Raw genomic sequence first — 15,825 nt, forward strand, 5'->3', positions numbered from 1 at the left:
GCTTGAACAAGTCGCATGGAAGCGGGCGGCGTGCTCAACAAAAGCGAGGGCGGGCCGCCACATCCATTGGATGCGACGGCCCGTCCATCGGGGTCTCGAAACGGGCGACGGATGGGGCAGGGCCGGCCGTTTTGCTCGAGACCATGACAGGCGCCGCGTTTGCGGCGGACGGCGTCTGTCAAAGCGAAATGCGCGCTAAGCTCAAAGCAGCGCCAATTGAACCCCATTGCCGAGCGGCGGGACGAAGAGGTCGGTGCGCAGCTGCCGCCGGCTCGTGTTCAAGCCAAGCCGCTTGGCTGCGAGCGTGAAGCGGCGCCCAAGCTGCCAGGCATAGGGACCGGCCCCACGCATCCGCTTGCCGAACTCCGCATCGTAATCCTTCCCATCCCGCATCGACCGGATGAGCGACATCACATGCCGATAGCGGTCAGGATAATTGCGCAGCAGCCAGTCGCGAAAGAGCGGGCTCACCTCATGCGGCAACCGCAACAGCACGTAGCCTGCCTCCTTGGCGCCTGCGGCCGCCGCAGAGTCGAGAAGCCGCTCGATCTCGTGATCGTTGAGCCCCGGAATGATCGGCGCCGTCATTACCGACACCGGTATGCCCGCTTCGCTCAGTGTGCGCACGGCTTCCAGGCGTTTCGCCGGTGTCGATGCGCGCGGCTCCATGCTGCGGGCGAGCTTGCGGTCGAGCGTGGTGATCGACAGCGCCACCTTGGCAAGACCCTTCTCGGCCATCGGGCCGAGGATATCGATGTCGCGTGTCACCAACGCTGACTTGGTAACGATGCCGACAGGATGGTTGGCGGCAGACAGCACTTCCAGGACCTGCCGCATGATGCGCCACTCGCGCTCGATCGGCTGGTAGGGATCGGTGTTGGTGCCGATCGCGATGGAGCGCGGCACGTAGCCCGGCTTCGCCAGCTCGCGCTCCAGAAGCTTCGCTGCATCGGGCTTGGCGAAGAGCTGTGATTCGAAATCCAGACCGGCGGAGAGGCCCATATAGCTGTGGGTCGGCCGGGCGAAACAATAGATGCAACCATGCTCGCACCCACGATAGGGATTGATCGACCGATCGAAGGAAATGTCGGGCGACTGGTTGCGCGTGATGATCGTCCGCGGCTTCTCGACCTGCACCTTGGTCTGGAACGGCGGCAAGTTTTCCAGACTTTCCCAGCCATCATCGAACACATGACGGCTTTCGGTTTCAAACCTGCCAGCAGGATTGAGACCCGCACCACGGCCGCGCCGACGCTCGTCGCTGACCCGCAGTTCCGATTGCCGGACCAGGAAGTCCGCAATATCCGGCCGATGCAGTTCCGAAAACGCCGTGTTCTTCAGGTTGGTCAGGGCCGTCATCTGCGCCTCCATCGGGAATCGCGTGTTGATGACTTTATTCCTATACGAGCAAATGAAACAAAACAAGAACATTTAGCGGCGTTGGCATTGTGCGCTGCAATAGTCTAAATCGAGAGGATGATCTCCGTTTTGATAGAAGCAGGCCAGGATGACGAAGCGCTGGCGCTGACGCTCGCCATGCTCGTACCCGGTGCGGTGGAAGGCGTCATCAGCGATGTCACCATCATCGATCGCGGCATGAACGAAGCGTCGCGCACTGTCGCGGATGCCGCCGGTTGCCGGATCCGCCCGTCTTCGGAGGTCCATGAGGCGCTGCTTGGGGCGCGCTCGGACTGGCTGATGATGATCGAGCCGGGGGCCCGGCTGTTGCCCGGCTGGATCGACCGTCTTGCATCGCATCTCGGCTATGATGGTCGCCCGGCGCGTTTCAAGCGCGCGCAACAGGTGCGGGCGTCGGTACTGGAGCGCTTCCGCCAGCAGCGCTCGGCGCTCGCTTTCGGGCTGGTCGTCAAGAAAAGCGCCATCGCGCCGAGGCTCGAAGGGGCAGTTGGCCTTCGCGACGTGGCGAAGCTGGTCAAGCCGGTGACGCTGGATTGCGCTATCGTGCCGGCCGGGCGGTCGCCGCGCCGCGCTTGAGGTGCTCGTCGAGCCGCGGCATGATTTCCACGAAATTGCACGGCATGTGCCGGTAGTCGAGCTGTAGCTTCAGGATGCCGTCCCAGGCATCCTTGCAGGCGCCGGGGGAGCCGGGCAGCACGAAGACGAAGGTCGCGTTCACCACGCCGCCGGTCGCGCGTGACTGAATGGTGGATGTGCCGATCTTGTCATAGGAAATTCGGTGAAAGACTTCGGAAAATCCGTCCATCCGCTTCTCGAAGATCGGCTCGAGAGCATCGGGCGTGACGTCGCGACCCGTAAACCCCGTCCCGCCGGTCGAGATGATCACGTCGATATCCGCACGCTTGCTCCATTTGAGCACCTGCTCGCGAATGGCGGGAATATCGTCGGTGACGACGGCCCGCTCCTTCAGCACATGCCCGGCCTCCTCGATGCGTGCAACCAGCGTGTCGCCGGAACGGTCCTCTGCGATCGAACGCGTGTCGGAGACCGTCAGCACCGCGATACCGACGGGCACGAAGGAACGGGTCTCGTCGATACGGCTCATTGGCTGTTCTCCGTGGCGAAGCTGCGGGTTGCTGTCACATACCAGTGCGGCGCGTGTTCTACGATTTGGGCGGCCGCGCGTGCCGCCTGATGTGGATCGGCATAGAGGCCGAAACATGTCGCGCCCGATCCCGACATGCGAGAGAAGAGGGCATCGCTCGTCTCCAGGGCTTTGAGCGCCTGTTCGATCTCCGGCACCAATCCGATCGCGGCAGGCTGCAGGTCGTTGCGCGTCTCGCGCAGATAGTCGATCACGCTGCTCGACGTCGAGAGACCTGACACAGAGGGCAGCGGCGGATTGTCTTTGCGGATAAGCGCGGCGAACACCGCCGGCGTCGCCACATGCACGCCCGGATTGACGAGCACGAGATCGAGGGCCGGAAACCCTTCGATCGTCCTTGTGTGTTCACCGATGCCGCTAGCCATTTGAGGCTGGCGGGACAGGCACATCGGGACATCGGCCCCGAGATCGCGCGCCAACGGCCTCAGATCGATATCTTCTGCATGCCACAGCGCCTGAAGCGAGCGCAGCGCAGCCGCCGCGTCTGCGGAACCTCCGCCTATGCCGGACGCGATCGGAAGATGCTTGTCGAGTTGAATCGCCACCGGCGGTGCGCTCCGGCTATCTGCCGCGAGCGCCGACCGCAGGTGGTCGCGGGCGCGGCTGACGAGATTGTCTTCGTTCTGGGAGAGCTTTTCGCTGAACGGCCCCGACAGCACCAGCTTATCGGATGCCGCCGGTTCGATCGTCAGAGTGTCGCCGGCTTCGGTGAACACGACCAGCGTTTCGAGCAGATGATAGCCGTCTGAACGCCGGCCGGTCACATGAAGCGCGAGATTGATCTTGGCGGCCGCATGCTGCGTGACGAGCGCAGCAGAACCGGCCGAAGGCGTGGCATCCCAATCGATCGTGGCTGCCATGGCTTAGCGAGCAACGACATCCCGCGTGAAGGTGCGGTGCAGCTCAGGCAGATCGGAGCGCTCGTCGGGATCGGCGACAGCCGGCGGCGTCCGGCTCTCTTCAGGTCCACCATTGGCCGTTGCGGGCGGCGGTGTGTCGTCCAGACCGTCCTCGATCTTCGCCTGGATCAACGGGATCTGATCGTCCTCCGGCTCCAGCGTCAAAGCGCGGTTCCATTGGAACACAGCTTCGAGCCTGCGGCCCACCCGCCAATAGGCGTCGCCAAGATGATCGTTGATCGTCGGATCTGCCGGGCGCAGTTCCACAGCGCGCTCCAGCTCCTGAACCGCGGCTTCGTAGTCGCCAAGGCGGTAATGGGCCCAGCCGAGCGAATCGACAATGTAGCCGTCGTTCGGGCGCAGAGCGACCGCCTGCTCGATCATCTCCATGCCCTCGTCGAGGTTCATGTTCATGTCGACCCAGGAATAACCGAGATAGTTCAGCACCTGCGGCTGATTGGGGAAGAGCTCCAGCGATTTCAGGAAGTTCGGTTCGGCCTGCTCCCAGTCTTTCAGGCGCTCGTAAGCGATACCGCGCTGGAAGAAGATGTTCCAATGTCTGCGCTCCGCATCGTCACCGATCACCTCGGCTGCGCGGTCGTAATTGGCGGCCATCTCGTCATATTGCTCGGCCGAGGAAAGCACGCTGCCATAGGCGAGGTAGGAGCGCATGTCGTTCGGATCGGCTTCGATCAACGATTGCAGATAGGCCTTCGCTTCCTCGGTCCGGCCAAGATCGGCGAGGTTTAGCCCGAGTTGCAATTCTGCGATGCGGCGCATCGGAGAATCTTCCGGAATACTCTCGTAGATCGCGATCGCCTCTTCGGACCGCTCCATGTTCTCGGCAAGCCCGCCGAGAAGAATGAGTGTTGCGGCATTTTCCGGATCCAGCACGCGCGCCAGCTGAAGATAGAGCGTCACGATCTCTTCGGCGCCTTCGCGGTTCAACGCTGCGGCAACGGTGTGAAGCACCGAGGCGGCGCCATCCTGCGCGGTGTCGATGTCCGAAGGAGGGCTCTCGCCGCCTTCGATCGACTGGCGCAATGCGGTCAAGGGCGCGTAGTCGGGCGAGAACGTCTCGCCCGTGGAAATCACGTCGAGGGCGGCCTGCTGGTTGCCCTCACGGGCTTCCAGCGCCGCAAGCGCCATGACGGCGCGCATATAGGTGTCGGGCGCCGCACCGCCGCCAGCCTGGTCGGTGATCGCAGCATTCAGCCGGCTGCGCGCCTCGGCGACGTTGCCGCCGGCAGCCGCGATCGATCCGCCATGGAAGTTGAGGAAGATGCCGTACCATTCCGGCCCTTGAAGCTCGTCGATCATCGTCAACGCTTCGTCGGTCTCGCCCTGGCCAAGCCGTGCCCAGGAGCGCAGCAAACCGGAAAGCAGCCGGTCAAGCTCGTTCACACCATCATAGTCGAGCAAGGTCTCGACCGTGTTGAATTCCCGATTGCGGAGTGCTTCGACGGCGCGGATCAGATCCGTTGCCCGCTCGATCGAGGCATCGTCCTTCAGTTCTTCGGCAAGCATCAGTCCTTCATCGAACTGACCCTCGGCGATGTGGGCAAGCATAAGCCGCTGCTTGATCTCGTTGTTGCCCGGATCGAAGGCGAGTGCCCGGGCATAGAAACCGATGGCCGATGCCGTATCCCGATCCACATCCGCGGTGCGCGCTGCCAGGAATGCGCCGGCGAAGCTACCGATCGATTCGGCATCCAATGGGATGGCGGGGACGTCTTCCGCTGCTTCCGCGGGAGGCGGCGAAGCCTCCTGTGCATTTGCCGACATCAGAGCGGAAAAGCCGACAACCGCGGCAATCAAGCCGATCGCCGCTGATCCAGCCAGCCGCTCGATCCATCCCTTCAGCATTCGCAAGCCCTTCCAGTCTTAGGCACGGTCGCGCCCGTTGGGCCACCGTCTGACAGCACAGCATGGCTTTTTTTGGTGGCTTGGCAATAAGCGCCAGGTCACGCCTTTGTGTGCGCGGCAAAGCGCGCCTTGGCCGATGTTGCGCCCTCAGGTCACGCGGCTGATGCAGAAATCGATCACTTCGAGCAACGCCGCCTTGTGTTCTGATTCGGGCATCGGGGCGAGCGCGTCGCGCGCCATGTCGCCATAATGGTTGGCGCGCGCGATCGTGTCCGACAAGGCGTTGTATTTGGTCATCAGGCCGAGCGCCTTCTCGAGCGCCATATCGTCGTTCTCGCCTGTTTCGATTGCCGAGCGCCAGAAGGCGCGCTCGTCTTCCGTGCCGCGACGGTAGGACAGGACGATCGGCAGCGTGACCTTGCCTTCGCGGAAATCGTCGCCGACATTCTTGCCGAGATCGGCAGCCTTGCCGCCATAGTCGAGAACGTCGTCGACGAGCTGGAAGGCGAGACCGAGATTGGTGCCGTAGGACGAAAGCGCCTTGCGGGTCGCCTTGTCGGACCCGGCAACGATCGGCCCCACTTCGGCAGCCGCGGCAAAGAGAGCGGCGGTCTTGGCGCGGATGACGGCGAGATAGTCGTCTTCCGTCGTTTCCATGTTCTTGGCGACGGACAATTGCAGCACTTCGCCTTCGGCAATGACGGCTGCCGCGCTCGACAGCACGTCGAGCGCATCCAGCGAACCGACCTCGACCATCATCTTGAACGCTTGACCGAGCAGGAAGTCGCCGACGAGCACGCTCGCCTGATTGCCCCAGATGATGCGCGCCGTGGAGGAGCCGCGACGCATGTCGCTTTCATCCACCACGTCGTCATGCAGCAGCGTCGCCGTATGCATGAACTCGACCGAGGTCGCGAGCTTGATGTGATGATCGCCGGAGTAGCCGCACATCTGCGCAGCCGAGAGCGTCAGCATGGGGCGCAACCGCTTGCCGCCGGACGCAATCAGATGCCGCGCGATTTCCGGAATCATCTCCACATGGGAGCCAGCCTTAGCCAGGATCAGTTGATTGACGCGTTCCATGTCGGCTTTCGTCAAATCCTGCAAAGGTTTGACCGACGCTGCCTGATTCTTTTTCTCGTCCAGCGGGATGACGACGCCCACGCGCTCACACTCCTGTTCAAATCATGGTTGAAAGCATAGAAAGGGGCGGGTTGCCCGGCAAGTGGCGAATTGGCGCGCTCACAGCGACGCGCAGGATGAAAGGAACGGCCATGGAGGAATTGATCAGGACGAACGATCCGGTGATCATCTCCTTTGCCGAGAGTCTCCTGAAGGAAGCGGAGATCGGCTATTTCATCGCCGACCAGAACATGAGCATCGCGGAAGGTTCGATCGGCGTGCTGGCCAAGCGCATTCTTGTCGATTCCGACCAGGCAATCGCGGCGCGCCGCCTGATGATCGACGCCGGCATCGGCCAGGAACTGCGCGAACAGCGGTGAGAGTTCGGTGACCGGATCTTCTGTCCTTGAAGACGATCAATTCGCCGAGACGGTCGACGCTTTCCATCGCGGCGGCTTCGCGCTCGTGCAGCCGAAGGGCAGGGGCCATCGCGCCGGCATGGATGCCATGCTTCTGGCCGCGATGGTGCCTGGATCGGCCAGAGGCCAACTTGCCGATCTCGGCGCCGGTGCCGGCGCAGCCGGCCTGGCCGCTGCCTCACGCCTCGGCGCACTGCACGTCACCCTGTTCGAGCGCTCCGCGATGATGGCGGAATTCGCCCGCAAATCGCTCGATCTCGAGCAAAATCGGCATGTGCGCGATCGCGTCGATATCGTCGAGGCGGATGTGACGCTGACGGGCCGTGCGCGTGTCGCCGCCGGCCTCAAGGACGATGCCTTCGAGCACGTCATCATGAACCCGCCCTTCAATCCAGAGGCGGACCGCCAGACGCCGGACCGGATCAAGGCCGAAGCTCATGCCATGCCGACGGGCCTGTTCGAGAACTGGATCCGCACGGCATGCGCGATCGCAAAGCCCGGCGGGCAGTTATCCCTCATCGCGAGACCCGTCTCGATCGGCGACATCATCGCCGCATGCGGGCGCCGCTTCGGTGGCCTTCAGATCACGCCTGTCCATCCGCGCGTGGGCGAGCCGGCGATCCGCATTCTCGTCACCGCGATCAAAGGCAGCAGGGCCTCCCTCATTCTGCGCTCGCCCCTGATCATGCACGAAGGCGAAAGTCATGCCTTCTCGCCGGCGGTCGACGCTATGAACAACGGGCTTTGCGACTATCCCCGCTGAGCAGCGGACCACGTTCCTGAGCGATCGCTGCAACTGTCCGGGCGCCATTGCGTTTGGCAGGACGGACCATACATCTTCCCAAGACAAGAACCTTCAAGCAGGCAAGGCGGCGCAATGGCATTCTATGACGCTCTTCTCCCAAGGCGGATGAAGAAGGACCTCACGATCATTCCAGTTGTCCGCCTGCAGGGAACGATCATGACCGGCGGAAGCCAGTTTCGACCGGCCCTGAACCTGGCAAGCGTCGCCGGTAGCCTGGACAAGGCCTTTTCGATGAAACGCTCGCCTGCCGTCGCCATCATCGTCAATTCGCCAGGCGGTTCGCCCGTGCAGTCGCGCCTCATCTTCAAGCGCATCCGCGATCTGGCCGACGAGAAGCAGAAGCGCGTCCACATCTTCGTGGAGGATGTCGCTGCGTCCGGCGGCTACATGATCGCGCTTGCCGGCGACGAGATCATCGCCGACCCGTCCTCCATCGTCGGCTCGATCGGTGTCGTCTCCGCCTCTTTCGGCTTTCCGGAGCTTTTGAAGAAGATCGGCGTGGAGCGCCGCGTCTATACGGCCGGCCAGAGCAAGGTGTCGCTCGATCCCTTCCAGCCGGAGAAGGAAGCCGATGTCGAGCACCTGAAGTCGCTGCAGCGGGATGTGCATGCGACGTTCATCGATCTCGTTAAGGCGCGCCGTCAGGGCAAGCTTGCGGCGGACGATGACACGCTCTTCAACGGATTGTTCTGGTCCGGCGTAAAGGGTCGCGAGCTTGGGCTCGTCGATGAGCTCGGCGACATGCACGGTTTTCTCAAGGCTCGTTACGGCGAAAAGATGCGCACACGCCTGATCGCGCCTCGGCGCGGCCTCTTTGGCGGCCGGATCCCGGCTTCCATCGGTGGCGACGATTTCGCTCAAACTATTGCCGCAAGTGCGACGCAGGGTGTTGCGGATGCATTGGAAAACAAGGCAATCTGGGGCCGTTACGGCTTGTGAAGACTGATCTCCCGGAGACAAGAATGCCGCAGATCCTGCTTTTGGCAGCGGTGGGGGCGATTGCCTGGTATGGCTATCGCCGCCTGCTGAAGGAGGCCGAGCGCGTGAATGCCCGTGTCCGCCAGGCCGAGAAGGAAGCGGAAAACCGCTCGACCGGAACACTGGTCAAGGATCCCGTGACGGGCGAATACCGGCTGGAAAAACGCGACAAGACGGACTGACCGGCGGTGCTTCGGCTCCCGCCGCCGCTTGACCGGCGATAGCCTGCGTGGCACCTGTCCCGCGACCTTTGAGGCGGATGCCGCCACACCAAGCTTGACCGGACCGGGACATGTCATGACCACCGACCACATGAACCCCACGCGCTCGTTTCAGGGCCTGATCCTGACGCTTCACAACTATTGGGCAAGCTATGGCTGCGTCGTGCTGCAGCCCTACGACATGGAAGTCGGCGCCGGTACGTTCCATCCGGCAACGACGCTGCGGGCGCTCGGGCCGAAGCCCTGGAACGCTGCCTATGTGCAGCCCTCGCGCCGCCCGACCGACGGTCGCTACGGGGAAAACCCGAACCGGCTGCAGCACTATTACCAGTACCAGGTCATCCTGAAGCCATCGCCGCCGAACCTGCAGGAGCTCTATCTCGGCTCGCTGAAGGCGATCGGACTTGACCCGATGCTGCATGACATCCGCTTCGTGGAAGACGATTGGGAAAGCCCGACGCTCGGTGCCTGGGGCCTCGGCTGGGAATGCTGGTGCGACGGCATGGAAGTGTCGCAGTTCACCTATTTCCAGCAGGTCTGCGGCATCGAATGCGCGCCCGTGGCCGGCGAACTGACCTATGGCCTGGAACGCCTCGCCATGTATGTGCAGGGCGTCGACAGCGTCTACGACCTCAATTTCAATGGCCGCGAGGGCGACGAGAAGGTCACCTATGGCGACATCTTCCTGCAGGCCGAGCAGGAATATTCGAGGCACAATTTCGAATTCGCCAACACCAAGATGCTGCTCAAGCACTTTGAGGACGCCGAAGCGGAATGCCAGGCTTTGCTGCAAGCGGGAGCGCCGGGCGATAACTCCAATCAGCGCCTGCACAAATGCGTGTTGCCCGCCTACGACCAGTGCATCAAGGCAAGCCACATCTTCAACCTGCTGGACGCGCGCGGCGTGATCTCCGTCACGGAACGCCAGAGCTACATCCTGCGCGTCCGCAACCTCTCCAAGGCGTGCGGCGAAGCGTTCCTCCTGACCGATGCCGGCGGAGCATCGATCGCCGCCGCAGCCTGACGGCTGGCTCGCCTCCCATTCATTTCGGATACACCCATGCCCGATCTTCTGCTTGAACTTCGTTCCGAGGAAATTCCTGCTCGCATGCAGCGCAAGGCTGCAGGCGATCTGCGCAAGTTGGTGACGGATGCGCTGGTGGATGCGGGGCTGACCTATGAAGGCGCGCAGGAATACTGGACGCCGCGCCGGCTGACGCTCGACATTCGCGGCCTGACGGCGAAGTCGGCCGATCTTAAGGAAGAGCGCAAAGGACCGCGCACCGACGCGCCGGAAAAGGCGATCGAGGGGTTTCTGCGCGGGGCAGGGCTCGCCTCCATCGACCAGGCGAAGATCGTCTCCGACCCGAAGAAGGGTGAGTTTTACGTCGCGATCATTGAAAAGCCGGGCCGCGCTGCCGAGGCGATCATTGCCGATGTGATGCCTGGCATCATCCGCGATTTCCCTTGGCCGAAGTCCATGCGCTGGGGCAGGGCCTCGGCAAAGCCCGGATCGCTGCGCTGGGTGCGCCCGCTGCAGTCCATCGTCTGCACCTTCGGGCCGGAGACGGAAGAGCCGGTCGTGGTCGATTTCGAGATCGACGGCATTCGCGCCGGCAATGTGACCTACGGCCATCGCTTCCATGACCCTGACGCGATTACCGTGCGCCGCTTCGACGACTACGCCGACAAGCTGATGAAGGCGAAGGTCGTGCTCGATCCCGCGCGCCGCAAGGAAATCATCGCCACGGACGCGAAAAACCTCGCCTTCGCCTCGGGTCTCGAATTGGTCGAGGACGAGGCGCTGCTTGAAGAGGTCTCCGGTCTCGTCGAGTGGCCGGTCGTCCTCATGGGCTCGTTCGACGAGGCATTCCTGTCGATTCCGCCGGAAGTCATCCGGCTGACGATCAAGGCCAACCAGAAATGCTTCGTGCTCCGTCCGCAGTCGGGCGAGGGGCTGGCGAACCGGTTCATCCTCGTCGCCAACATCGAGGCGAGCGATGGCGGCAAGGAAATCATCTACGGCAACGGCAAGGTCGTGCGCGCGCGCCTCTCCGACGCGCTCTATTTCTGGCAGTCCGACCAGGGCGATCTGCCCGACCTTGACATGCTGACGGCGTCTGCCGAGAAGTTTGGTCTCGACCTGAAGAAGCCGCTCGACCAGCGCATGGCCAAGCTCGACCATCTCGGCGTGACGTTCCATGCCAAGCTCGGCACGCAAGGGGAGCGCGTCGAACGCATCCGGCGCCTGGCGCGTGAACTGGCCCCGATCGTCGGCGCCGATCCCGATCTTGCCGACCGCGCCGCCGTGCTTGCCAAGGCGGATCTGACCACCGACGCCGTCGGCGAGTTCCCCGAGCTCCAGGGCCTGATGGGCCGTCGCTATGCCGAATTGCAGGGCGAAAACCCGGCGGTCGCCGCTGCCATCGAAGATCACTACAAGCCGCTCGGACCCACCGACACCGTGCCTCGCGACCCCGTCACCATCGCCGTAGCGCTTGCCGACAAGCTGGATTTGCTTGTTGGGTTTTGGGCGATCGATGAGAAGCCAACGGGGAGCAAGGATCCTTACGCGCTGCGGCGTGCGGCGCTCGGGGTTATCCGGCTGGTGCTGGAGAATGGGGTTTCCACCAACTTGATGGATATTCTGGGCTACAATTCATACACGATGCACTTTTTTGATTTCTTGGATTATATCGCTAGCGACCGGTATGCAGAAGAACGTTTTAATAAAAGTAATGTTCGAGGACAAAGGTCAGAGTTGTTGCTTCACGGCGAATTGGCGTTACACGGACGTGACCCCTCATTTGATCATAGTGCTTCCAAGTATGAGCATGATCGTGAAAGATTGACGGGGTTGGACCTCCTCTCCTTTTTCCACGATCGCCTCAAGGTCTACCTGCGTGACCAGGGCGCCCGGCACGATCTGATCGACGCTGTCATCACGCCTGAAGCAGACGACCTCCTGGCCGTCTCCCAGCGTGTTCAGGCGCTTGGTCAACTGCTTGAGACGGAAGAGGGAAAGAACCTTCTCGCTGGCACCAAGCGCGCGGCGAACATTCTGGCGGCGGAGGAGAAGAAGGGCACTGTTGTCGCCGATGCGGTCGATCCTGCACTCCTGCGCACGAACGAGGAGAAGCAGCTCTTCAACGCGGTGATTCAAACCGAGAGCGAAGCCGGCCAAGCGATTCAGAATGAAGACTATTCGGCCGCCATGCGCGCGCTTGCGGCATTGCGTGAGCCGATTGATTCATTCTTCGAACATGTCCTCGTAAATGACGAGGATGCCAGCGTTCGGGCCAACCGGTTGGCGCTTCTGGCGCGTATTCGATCCGCCACCGCGCAGGTTGCCGATTTCTCCCGCATCGTGGGCTGAAACCAATAACAGTCCCTGACGTTTCTCCTGCGAAATTTCGCAGGGGCAATCTGGAGACAAAGCGCATGGGACTGTTCAGCGGCCTGCTAGGCCACGCGTCCGACCTCGACATTGCAGGCGTGACGGAGGAATTGCGGCCGATCCTGGCGGATGGCGAGGAAGTCGAACTCGGCTTCCAGATCATCCGCGACCAGATGATTTTCACCGACCGTCGCATCATCCTGATCGACAAGCAGGGCATGACCGGGCGCAAGCGCGAATATCTGTCGATCCCGTATAAGTCGATCACCATGTTCTCGGTCGAGAACAATGGTTCGTTCGACATGGATGCCGAGATGAAGGTCTGGATTTCAGGCCAGGGCGCGCCGATCGCGAAGACGCTCGACCGCAAGTCGAACGTCGCCGGTATCCAGAGCGCGCTGGCGAAGGGCGTCTGCCGTTAGAGCGTTTCCAGGTGAAGTGGACACCGGTTCGCCGTCGGGAACGCGGCAATCAAAAACTTAGAGCGGTTGAGCGATTCGAAGAATCGCGAAGCTGCGCCAATCCGGCGGATGCTCGGATCAGTTCAGGCGAAGCTCGAAGGTCGTCGCGCTCATCGATCCGGAAAGCGATGACGTCTGCGCCTCCATGTCGATGCCCTGTGCCGGGATATCGAGCGTGGCGCTCGGTGTTGGCATTACAGGAGAGATGATCTCGACCGCTTCGTCGCCGGCTGGCTCGGTCGAAGCCGCGGCGGCCATAGGACGCTGTTTTCCATAAAGCAGATCTGCGCTCGTGATCGTGACGACCGGGGTGCCGCCGAGCATGTTATCGCTGCGCGCCACCTTTTCTACGCCATTCTCCTGGAATGTGCGTGCCCCTTGCGCCTGAAGCGCCATCAGGTCGATCTCGGCCTGGGTCTGCCGCTTTTCAGGGCAGGTGGTGCAGGTGATCACGTCCACGCTGGAAAAGCCCGGCTCGCGCGGCTGCCAGGTTTCGACAGACTGCGCTGCCGCCGGCAAGCATGCCACAGAAACCAAGGAGACTGCGAAAAGAACGCGCAACATGATCGACCCCCGATAAGCCTGGCCGCCGCAAATTGGAGGCGGAGTTGACCGCGAGGGTAGCGGCTTCACCTTTCGATCCGGTGTCGGAAAGTGCTTAATGATCTCTTAGCGGCTCAGCGATCGAGTGCCCGCCAGCCGATGTCACGCCGACAGAACCCGTCGGGCCATGCAATGCGGTCGACGGCCTGGTAAGCGCGGTCTCGGGCGCCGGCCACATCTCTTGCCATCGCAGACACGCTGAGCACGCGTCCGCCATTGGCCGTCAGCTGTCCGTCACTCAGCGCCGTTCCGGCATGGAACACCTTCGCGCCTTCGACCGCGTCAGCTTCGGCAATGCCCTCTATCGGCGTGCCCTTCTTGTAGGCGCCGGGATAGCCATTGGCGGCCATCACCACGGTCAGTGCCACATCGTCGTGCCAGCGCGCGCTCATGGTCGCGAGCGTTCCGTCGGCAGCTGCCTTCATCAGAAGCAGGATGTCGTCCTTCAGCCGCATCATCATCACCTGGCACTCCGGATCGCCGAACCGCACATTGTATTCGATGAGCTCGGGGCCTTTCTCGGTGATCATCAGGCCGGCATAGAGCACCCCCTTGAAGGGCATGCCGCGCGCCTTCATCCCACGCAGCGTCGGCTCGATGATCTCGCGCATGGTGCGCTCAACCATCTCGGGCGTCATCACGGGAGCGGGCGAATAGGCGCCCATGCCGCCGGTGTTGGGGCCCGTGTCGCCATCGCCGACGCGTTTGTGGTCCTGAGCGCTGGTGAGCGGCAGAGCGGTCTCGCCGTCGCAGAGGCAGAAGAAGCTCGCCTCCTCCCCATCGAGAAAGGCTTCGACCACCACTTCGGCTCCGGCATCGCCAAAGGCACCTTCGAAACAATCGTCGATGGCGGCCAGCGCCTCGTCTAGCGTCATGGCGACGGTCACGCCTTTGCCGGCGGCCAGCCCATCGGCCTTGATGACGATCGGCGCGCCCTGCGCACGGACATAGGCCTTGGCCTTGGGCGCATTGTTGAAGCGCTTATAGGCGCCGGTGGGGATGGAATACTCCGCGCTAAGATCCTTGGTGAAGCCCTTGGAGCCTTCGAGCTGCGCGGCAGCGGCCGTCGGACCGAAAGCGGCGATGCCGGCTGCATCGAGCGCATCGACAAGACCAGCGACCAAAGGGGCTTCCGGCCCGACCACGACGAGGTCGACGCTGTTTTCGCGGCAGAACGCCACCACGGCATCGTTGTCGGCGGTGTTCAGCGCGACGATCTCGGCTTCGTCCGCGATGCCCGGATTGCCGGGGGCGGCATAGAGGCGGCCGAGCAACGGGGAGGCGGCGATCTTCCAGGCAAGCGCATGTTCGCGGCCACCCGATCCGATGAGAAGCACGTTCATGAAGCTCAAGTCCCCGGCAGGTCAGTGTTGCGGGTGGGTAAAGCCTGCGAGGGCAACTGGGTCAAGAGGGTGGGCCAAGAGGGCACTCGACAGCCGGGCGCGTGAGCCTTGACCGCGCAAGGTCGCGCTGCCACTGATCCGGCATGAACGACACATCCCATATGGGCGACCGCGTCGCCGACGCACCATCCGGAAACTTCGTCTACAAGGTGCTGCCGCGCACCCTGTGGCCCTACGCGCAGCTTGCCCGCTGGGACCGGCCGATCGGCTGGCAGCTGCTCCTGTGGCCATGCCTCTGGTCGGCGGCGCTCGCCGGCAACATGCCCGGTGCGCTCGAAGCGGGGTACACGCTTGGCGATCTGGTGCGCCACTGCGTGCTCTTTACCATCGGTGCGATCGCCATGCGGGGTGCCGGGTGCACATATAACGATCTCGTCGACCACAAGATCGATGCCAAAGTGGCGCGAACACGATCGCGTCCGCTGCCGTCGGGTCGTGTGAGCCGCGGCCAGGCGCAAATCTTCATTCTGCTGCAGTCGCTTGCCGGCCTTCTCGTCCTTCTGTCGTTCAACGGTTTCGCGATCGTCCTCGGCTTCGCCTCGCTCGCCTTCGTCGCCATCTATCCGTTTGCAAAACGCTTCACCGACTGGCCGCAATTCTTTCTTGGCCTCGCCTTTTCCTGGGGAGCTTTGATGGGTTGGGCGACGGCTTTCGGAACACTGTCAGTGGCGCCCGTCATCCTCTATGTCGGGGCGATCCTTTGGACGATCGGCTATGACACGATCTATGCGCATCAGGACAAGGAAGATGACGCGCTGGTTGGTGTGCGTTCCACCGCTTTGCTCTTCGGGGATCGAACGAAGGTGTGGCTGGATCGGCTCTATGGGGCAGCCGTGCTTTGCATGCTGGCGTCGTTCGTGCTGACGGGCGTGCATGTGGTGGCCTATCTTGGCCTCGCAGCGGCGGCTGCGCATTTTGTCTATCAGACGCGCAAGCTCGATATCGACAAGCCCGACGAGTGCCTGAAGCTGTTCAAGTCGAACACGGTGGTCGGTGCGCTGCTCTTTGCAGGATTGCTTGCAGGTGCGGCATTCCGGCTGACAGCCTGACGGCGATATGAAAAAGGC

16 protein-coding genes are annotated in these 15,825 nt (G+C 62.6%); 9 read left to right on the top strand and 7 right to left on the bottom strand.

Annotated features, from left to right (window positions below):
• Positions 1 to 201: 201 nt before the first annotated feature.
• Complete coding sequence (locus tag QQL76_RS10955) at positions 202 to 1,359, bottom strand: radical SAM family protein (RefSeq protein WP_499207665.1); 1,158 nt, start codon at positions 1,357 to 1,359, stop codon at positions 202 to 204.
• Positions 1,360 to 1,476: 117 nt separating this feature from the next.
• Here QQL76_RS10955 and QQL76_RS10960 point away from each other — a divergent pair, with 117 nt between their 5' ends.
• A complete protein-coding gene (locus QQL76_RS10960) occupies positions 1,477 to 1,995 on the top strand; it encodes a glycosyl transferase family 2 (RefSeq protein WP_499207666.1) in 519 nt (172 codons plus the stop codon).
• Here the strand turns inward: QQL76_RS10960 and moaB are convergent.
• From moaB to QQL76_RS10980, 4 genes are all read right to left on the bottom strand, one after another.
• Positions 1,958 to 2,524 carry a molybdenum cofactor biosynthesis protein B gene (gene moaB / locus QQL76_RS10965; protein WP_126011169.1) on the bottom strand — a complete coding sequence of 189 codons (567 nt, stop codon included), beginning with the start codon at positions 2,522 to 2,524 and terminating at the stop codon, positions 1,958 to 1,960. The genes QQL76_RS10960 and moaB overlap by 38 nt on opposite strands.
• A complete protein-coding gene (locus QQL76_RS10970; protein ID WP_499207667.1) occupies positions 2,521 to 3,444 on the bottom strand; it encodes a 4-(cytidine 5'-diphospho)-2-C-methyl-D-erythritol kinase in 924 nt (307 codons plus the stop codon). The genes moaB and QQL76_RS10970 overlap by 4 nt, the downstream gene beginning before the upstream one ends.
• A gap of 3 nt (positions 3,445 to 3,447) precedes the next feature.
• On the bottom strand, positions 3,448 to 5,349 hold the full coding sequence (locus QQL76_RS10975) for a tetratricopeptide repeat protein (RefSeq protein ID WP_499207668.1): 1,902 nt from the start codon (positions 5,347 to 5,349) through the stop codon (positions 3,448 to 3,450).
• A 147-nt stretch (positions 5,350 to 5,496) separates the two neighbouring features.
• On the bottom strand, positions 5,497 to 6,513 hold the full coding sequence (locus QQL76_RS10980) for a polyprenyl synthetase family protein (RefSeq protein ID WP_499207669.1): 1,017 nt from the start codon (positions 6,511 to 6,513) through the stop codon (positions 5,497 to 5,499).
• A gap of 110 nt (positions 6,514 to 6,623) precedes the next feature.
• On the opposite strand from QQL76_RS10980, the gene QQL76_RS10985 reads away from it, so the two are divergent.
• The 7 genes from QQL76_RS10985 (at position 6,624) to QQL76_RS11015 (ending at position 12,713) form a co-directional block, all read left to right on the top strand.
• Positions 6,624 to 6,851, top strand: a complete 228-nt coding sequence (locus tag QQL76_RS10985) for a putative signal transducing protein (protein WP_126011166.1) — start codon at positions 6,624 to 6,626, stop codon at positions 6,849 to 6,851.
• A gap of 7 nt (positions 6,852 to 6,858) precedes the next feature.
• Positions 6,859 to 7,653, top strand: a complete 795-nt coding sequence (locus QQL76_RS10990; RefSeq protein ID WP_499207670.1) for a tRNA1(Val) (adenine(37)-N6)-methyltransferase — start codon at positions 6,859 to 6,861, stop codon at positions 7,651 to 7,653.
• A gap of 114 nt (positions 7,654 to 7,767) precedes the next feature.
• Positions 7,768 to 8,634, top strand: a complete 867-nt coding sequence (locus QQL76_RS10995) for a S49 family peptidase (protein ID WP_499207671.1) — start codon at positions 7,768 to 7,770, stop codon at positions 8,632 to 8,634.
• A 23-nt stretch (positions 8,635 to 8,657) separates the two neighbouring features.
• A complete protein-coding gene (locus QQL76_RS11000; RefSeq protein ID WP_126011164.1) occupies positions 8,658 to 8,855 on the top strand; it encodes a hypothetical protein in 198 nt (65 codons plus the stop codon).
• 115 nt (positions 8,856 to 8,970) lie between these two features.
• Positions 8,971 to 9,918, top strand: coding sequence for a glycine--tRNA ligase subunit alpha (locus tag QQL76_RS11005; protein ID WP_499207672.1), 948 nt, complete (start codon positions 8,971 to 8,973; stop codon positions 9,916 to 9,918).
• Between the two features lie 36 nt (positions 9,919 to 9,954).
• Positions 9,955 to 12,270: a glycine--tRNA ligase subunit beta gene (gene glyS, locus QQL76_RS11010; protein WP_499207673.1), complete on the top strand. Its 2,316-nt coding sequence runs from the start codon at positions 9,955 to 9,957 to the stop codon at positions 12,268 to 12,270.
• A gap of 65 nt (positions 12,271 to 12,335) precedes the next feature.
• Positions 12,336 to 12,713 carry a PH domain-containing protein gene (locus tag QQL76_RS11015; RefSeq protein WP_404862498.1) on the top strand — a complete coding sequence of 126 codons (378 nt, stop codon included), beginning with the start codon at positions 12,336 to 12,338 and terminating at the stop codon, positions 12,711 to 12,713.
• 117 nt (positions 12,714 to 12,830) lie between these two features.
• Here QQL76_RS11015 and QQL76_RS11020 read toward each other — a convergent pair whose 3' ends face one another.
• The gene (locus QQL76_RS11020) at positions 12,831 to 13,316 is read right to left on the bottom strand and encodes a hypothetical protein (protein ID WP_499207674.1); all 486 of its coding nucleotides are present in this window, start codon (positions 13,314 to 13,316) and stop codon (positions 12,831 to 12,833) included.
• A 113-nt stretch (positions 13,317 to 13,429) separates the two neighbouring features.
• A complete protein-coding gene (gene purD, locus QQL76_RS11025; RefSeq protein ID WP_499207675.1) occupies positions 13,430 to 14,698 on the bottom strand; it encodes a phosphoribosylamine--glycine ligase in 1,269 nt (422 codons plus the stop codon).
• Positions 14,699 to 14,841: 143 nt separating this feature from the next.
• Between purD and ubiA the strand changes: the two genes are divergently transcribed.
• Positions 14,842 to 15,807 (top strand): 4-hydroxybenzoate octaprenyltransferase, encoded by a 966-nt coding sequence (gene ubiA, locus QQL76_RS11030; RefSeq protein WP_499207676.1) that lies wholly within the window; start codon positions 14,842 to 14,844, stop codon positions 15,805 to 15,807.
• Positions 15,808 to 15,825: the final 18 nt, after the last annotated feature.

Origin of the sequence: Rhizobium albus (assembly GCA_030160035.1) — a bacterium.
Taxonomy (GTDB): Bacteria; Pseudomonadota; Alphaproteobacteria; order Rhizobiales; family Rhizobiaceae; genus Georhizobium; species Georhizobium albus.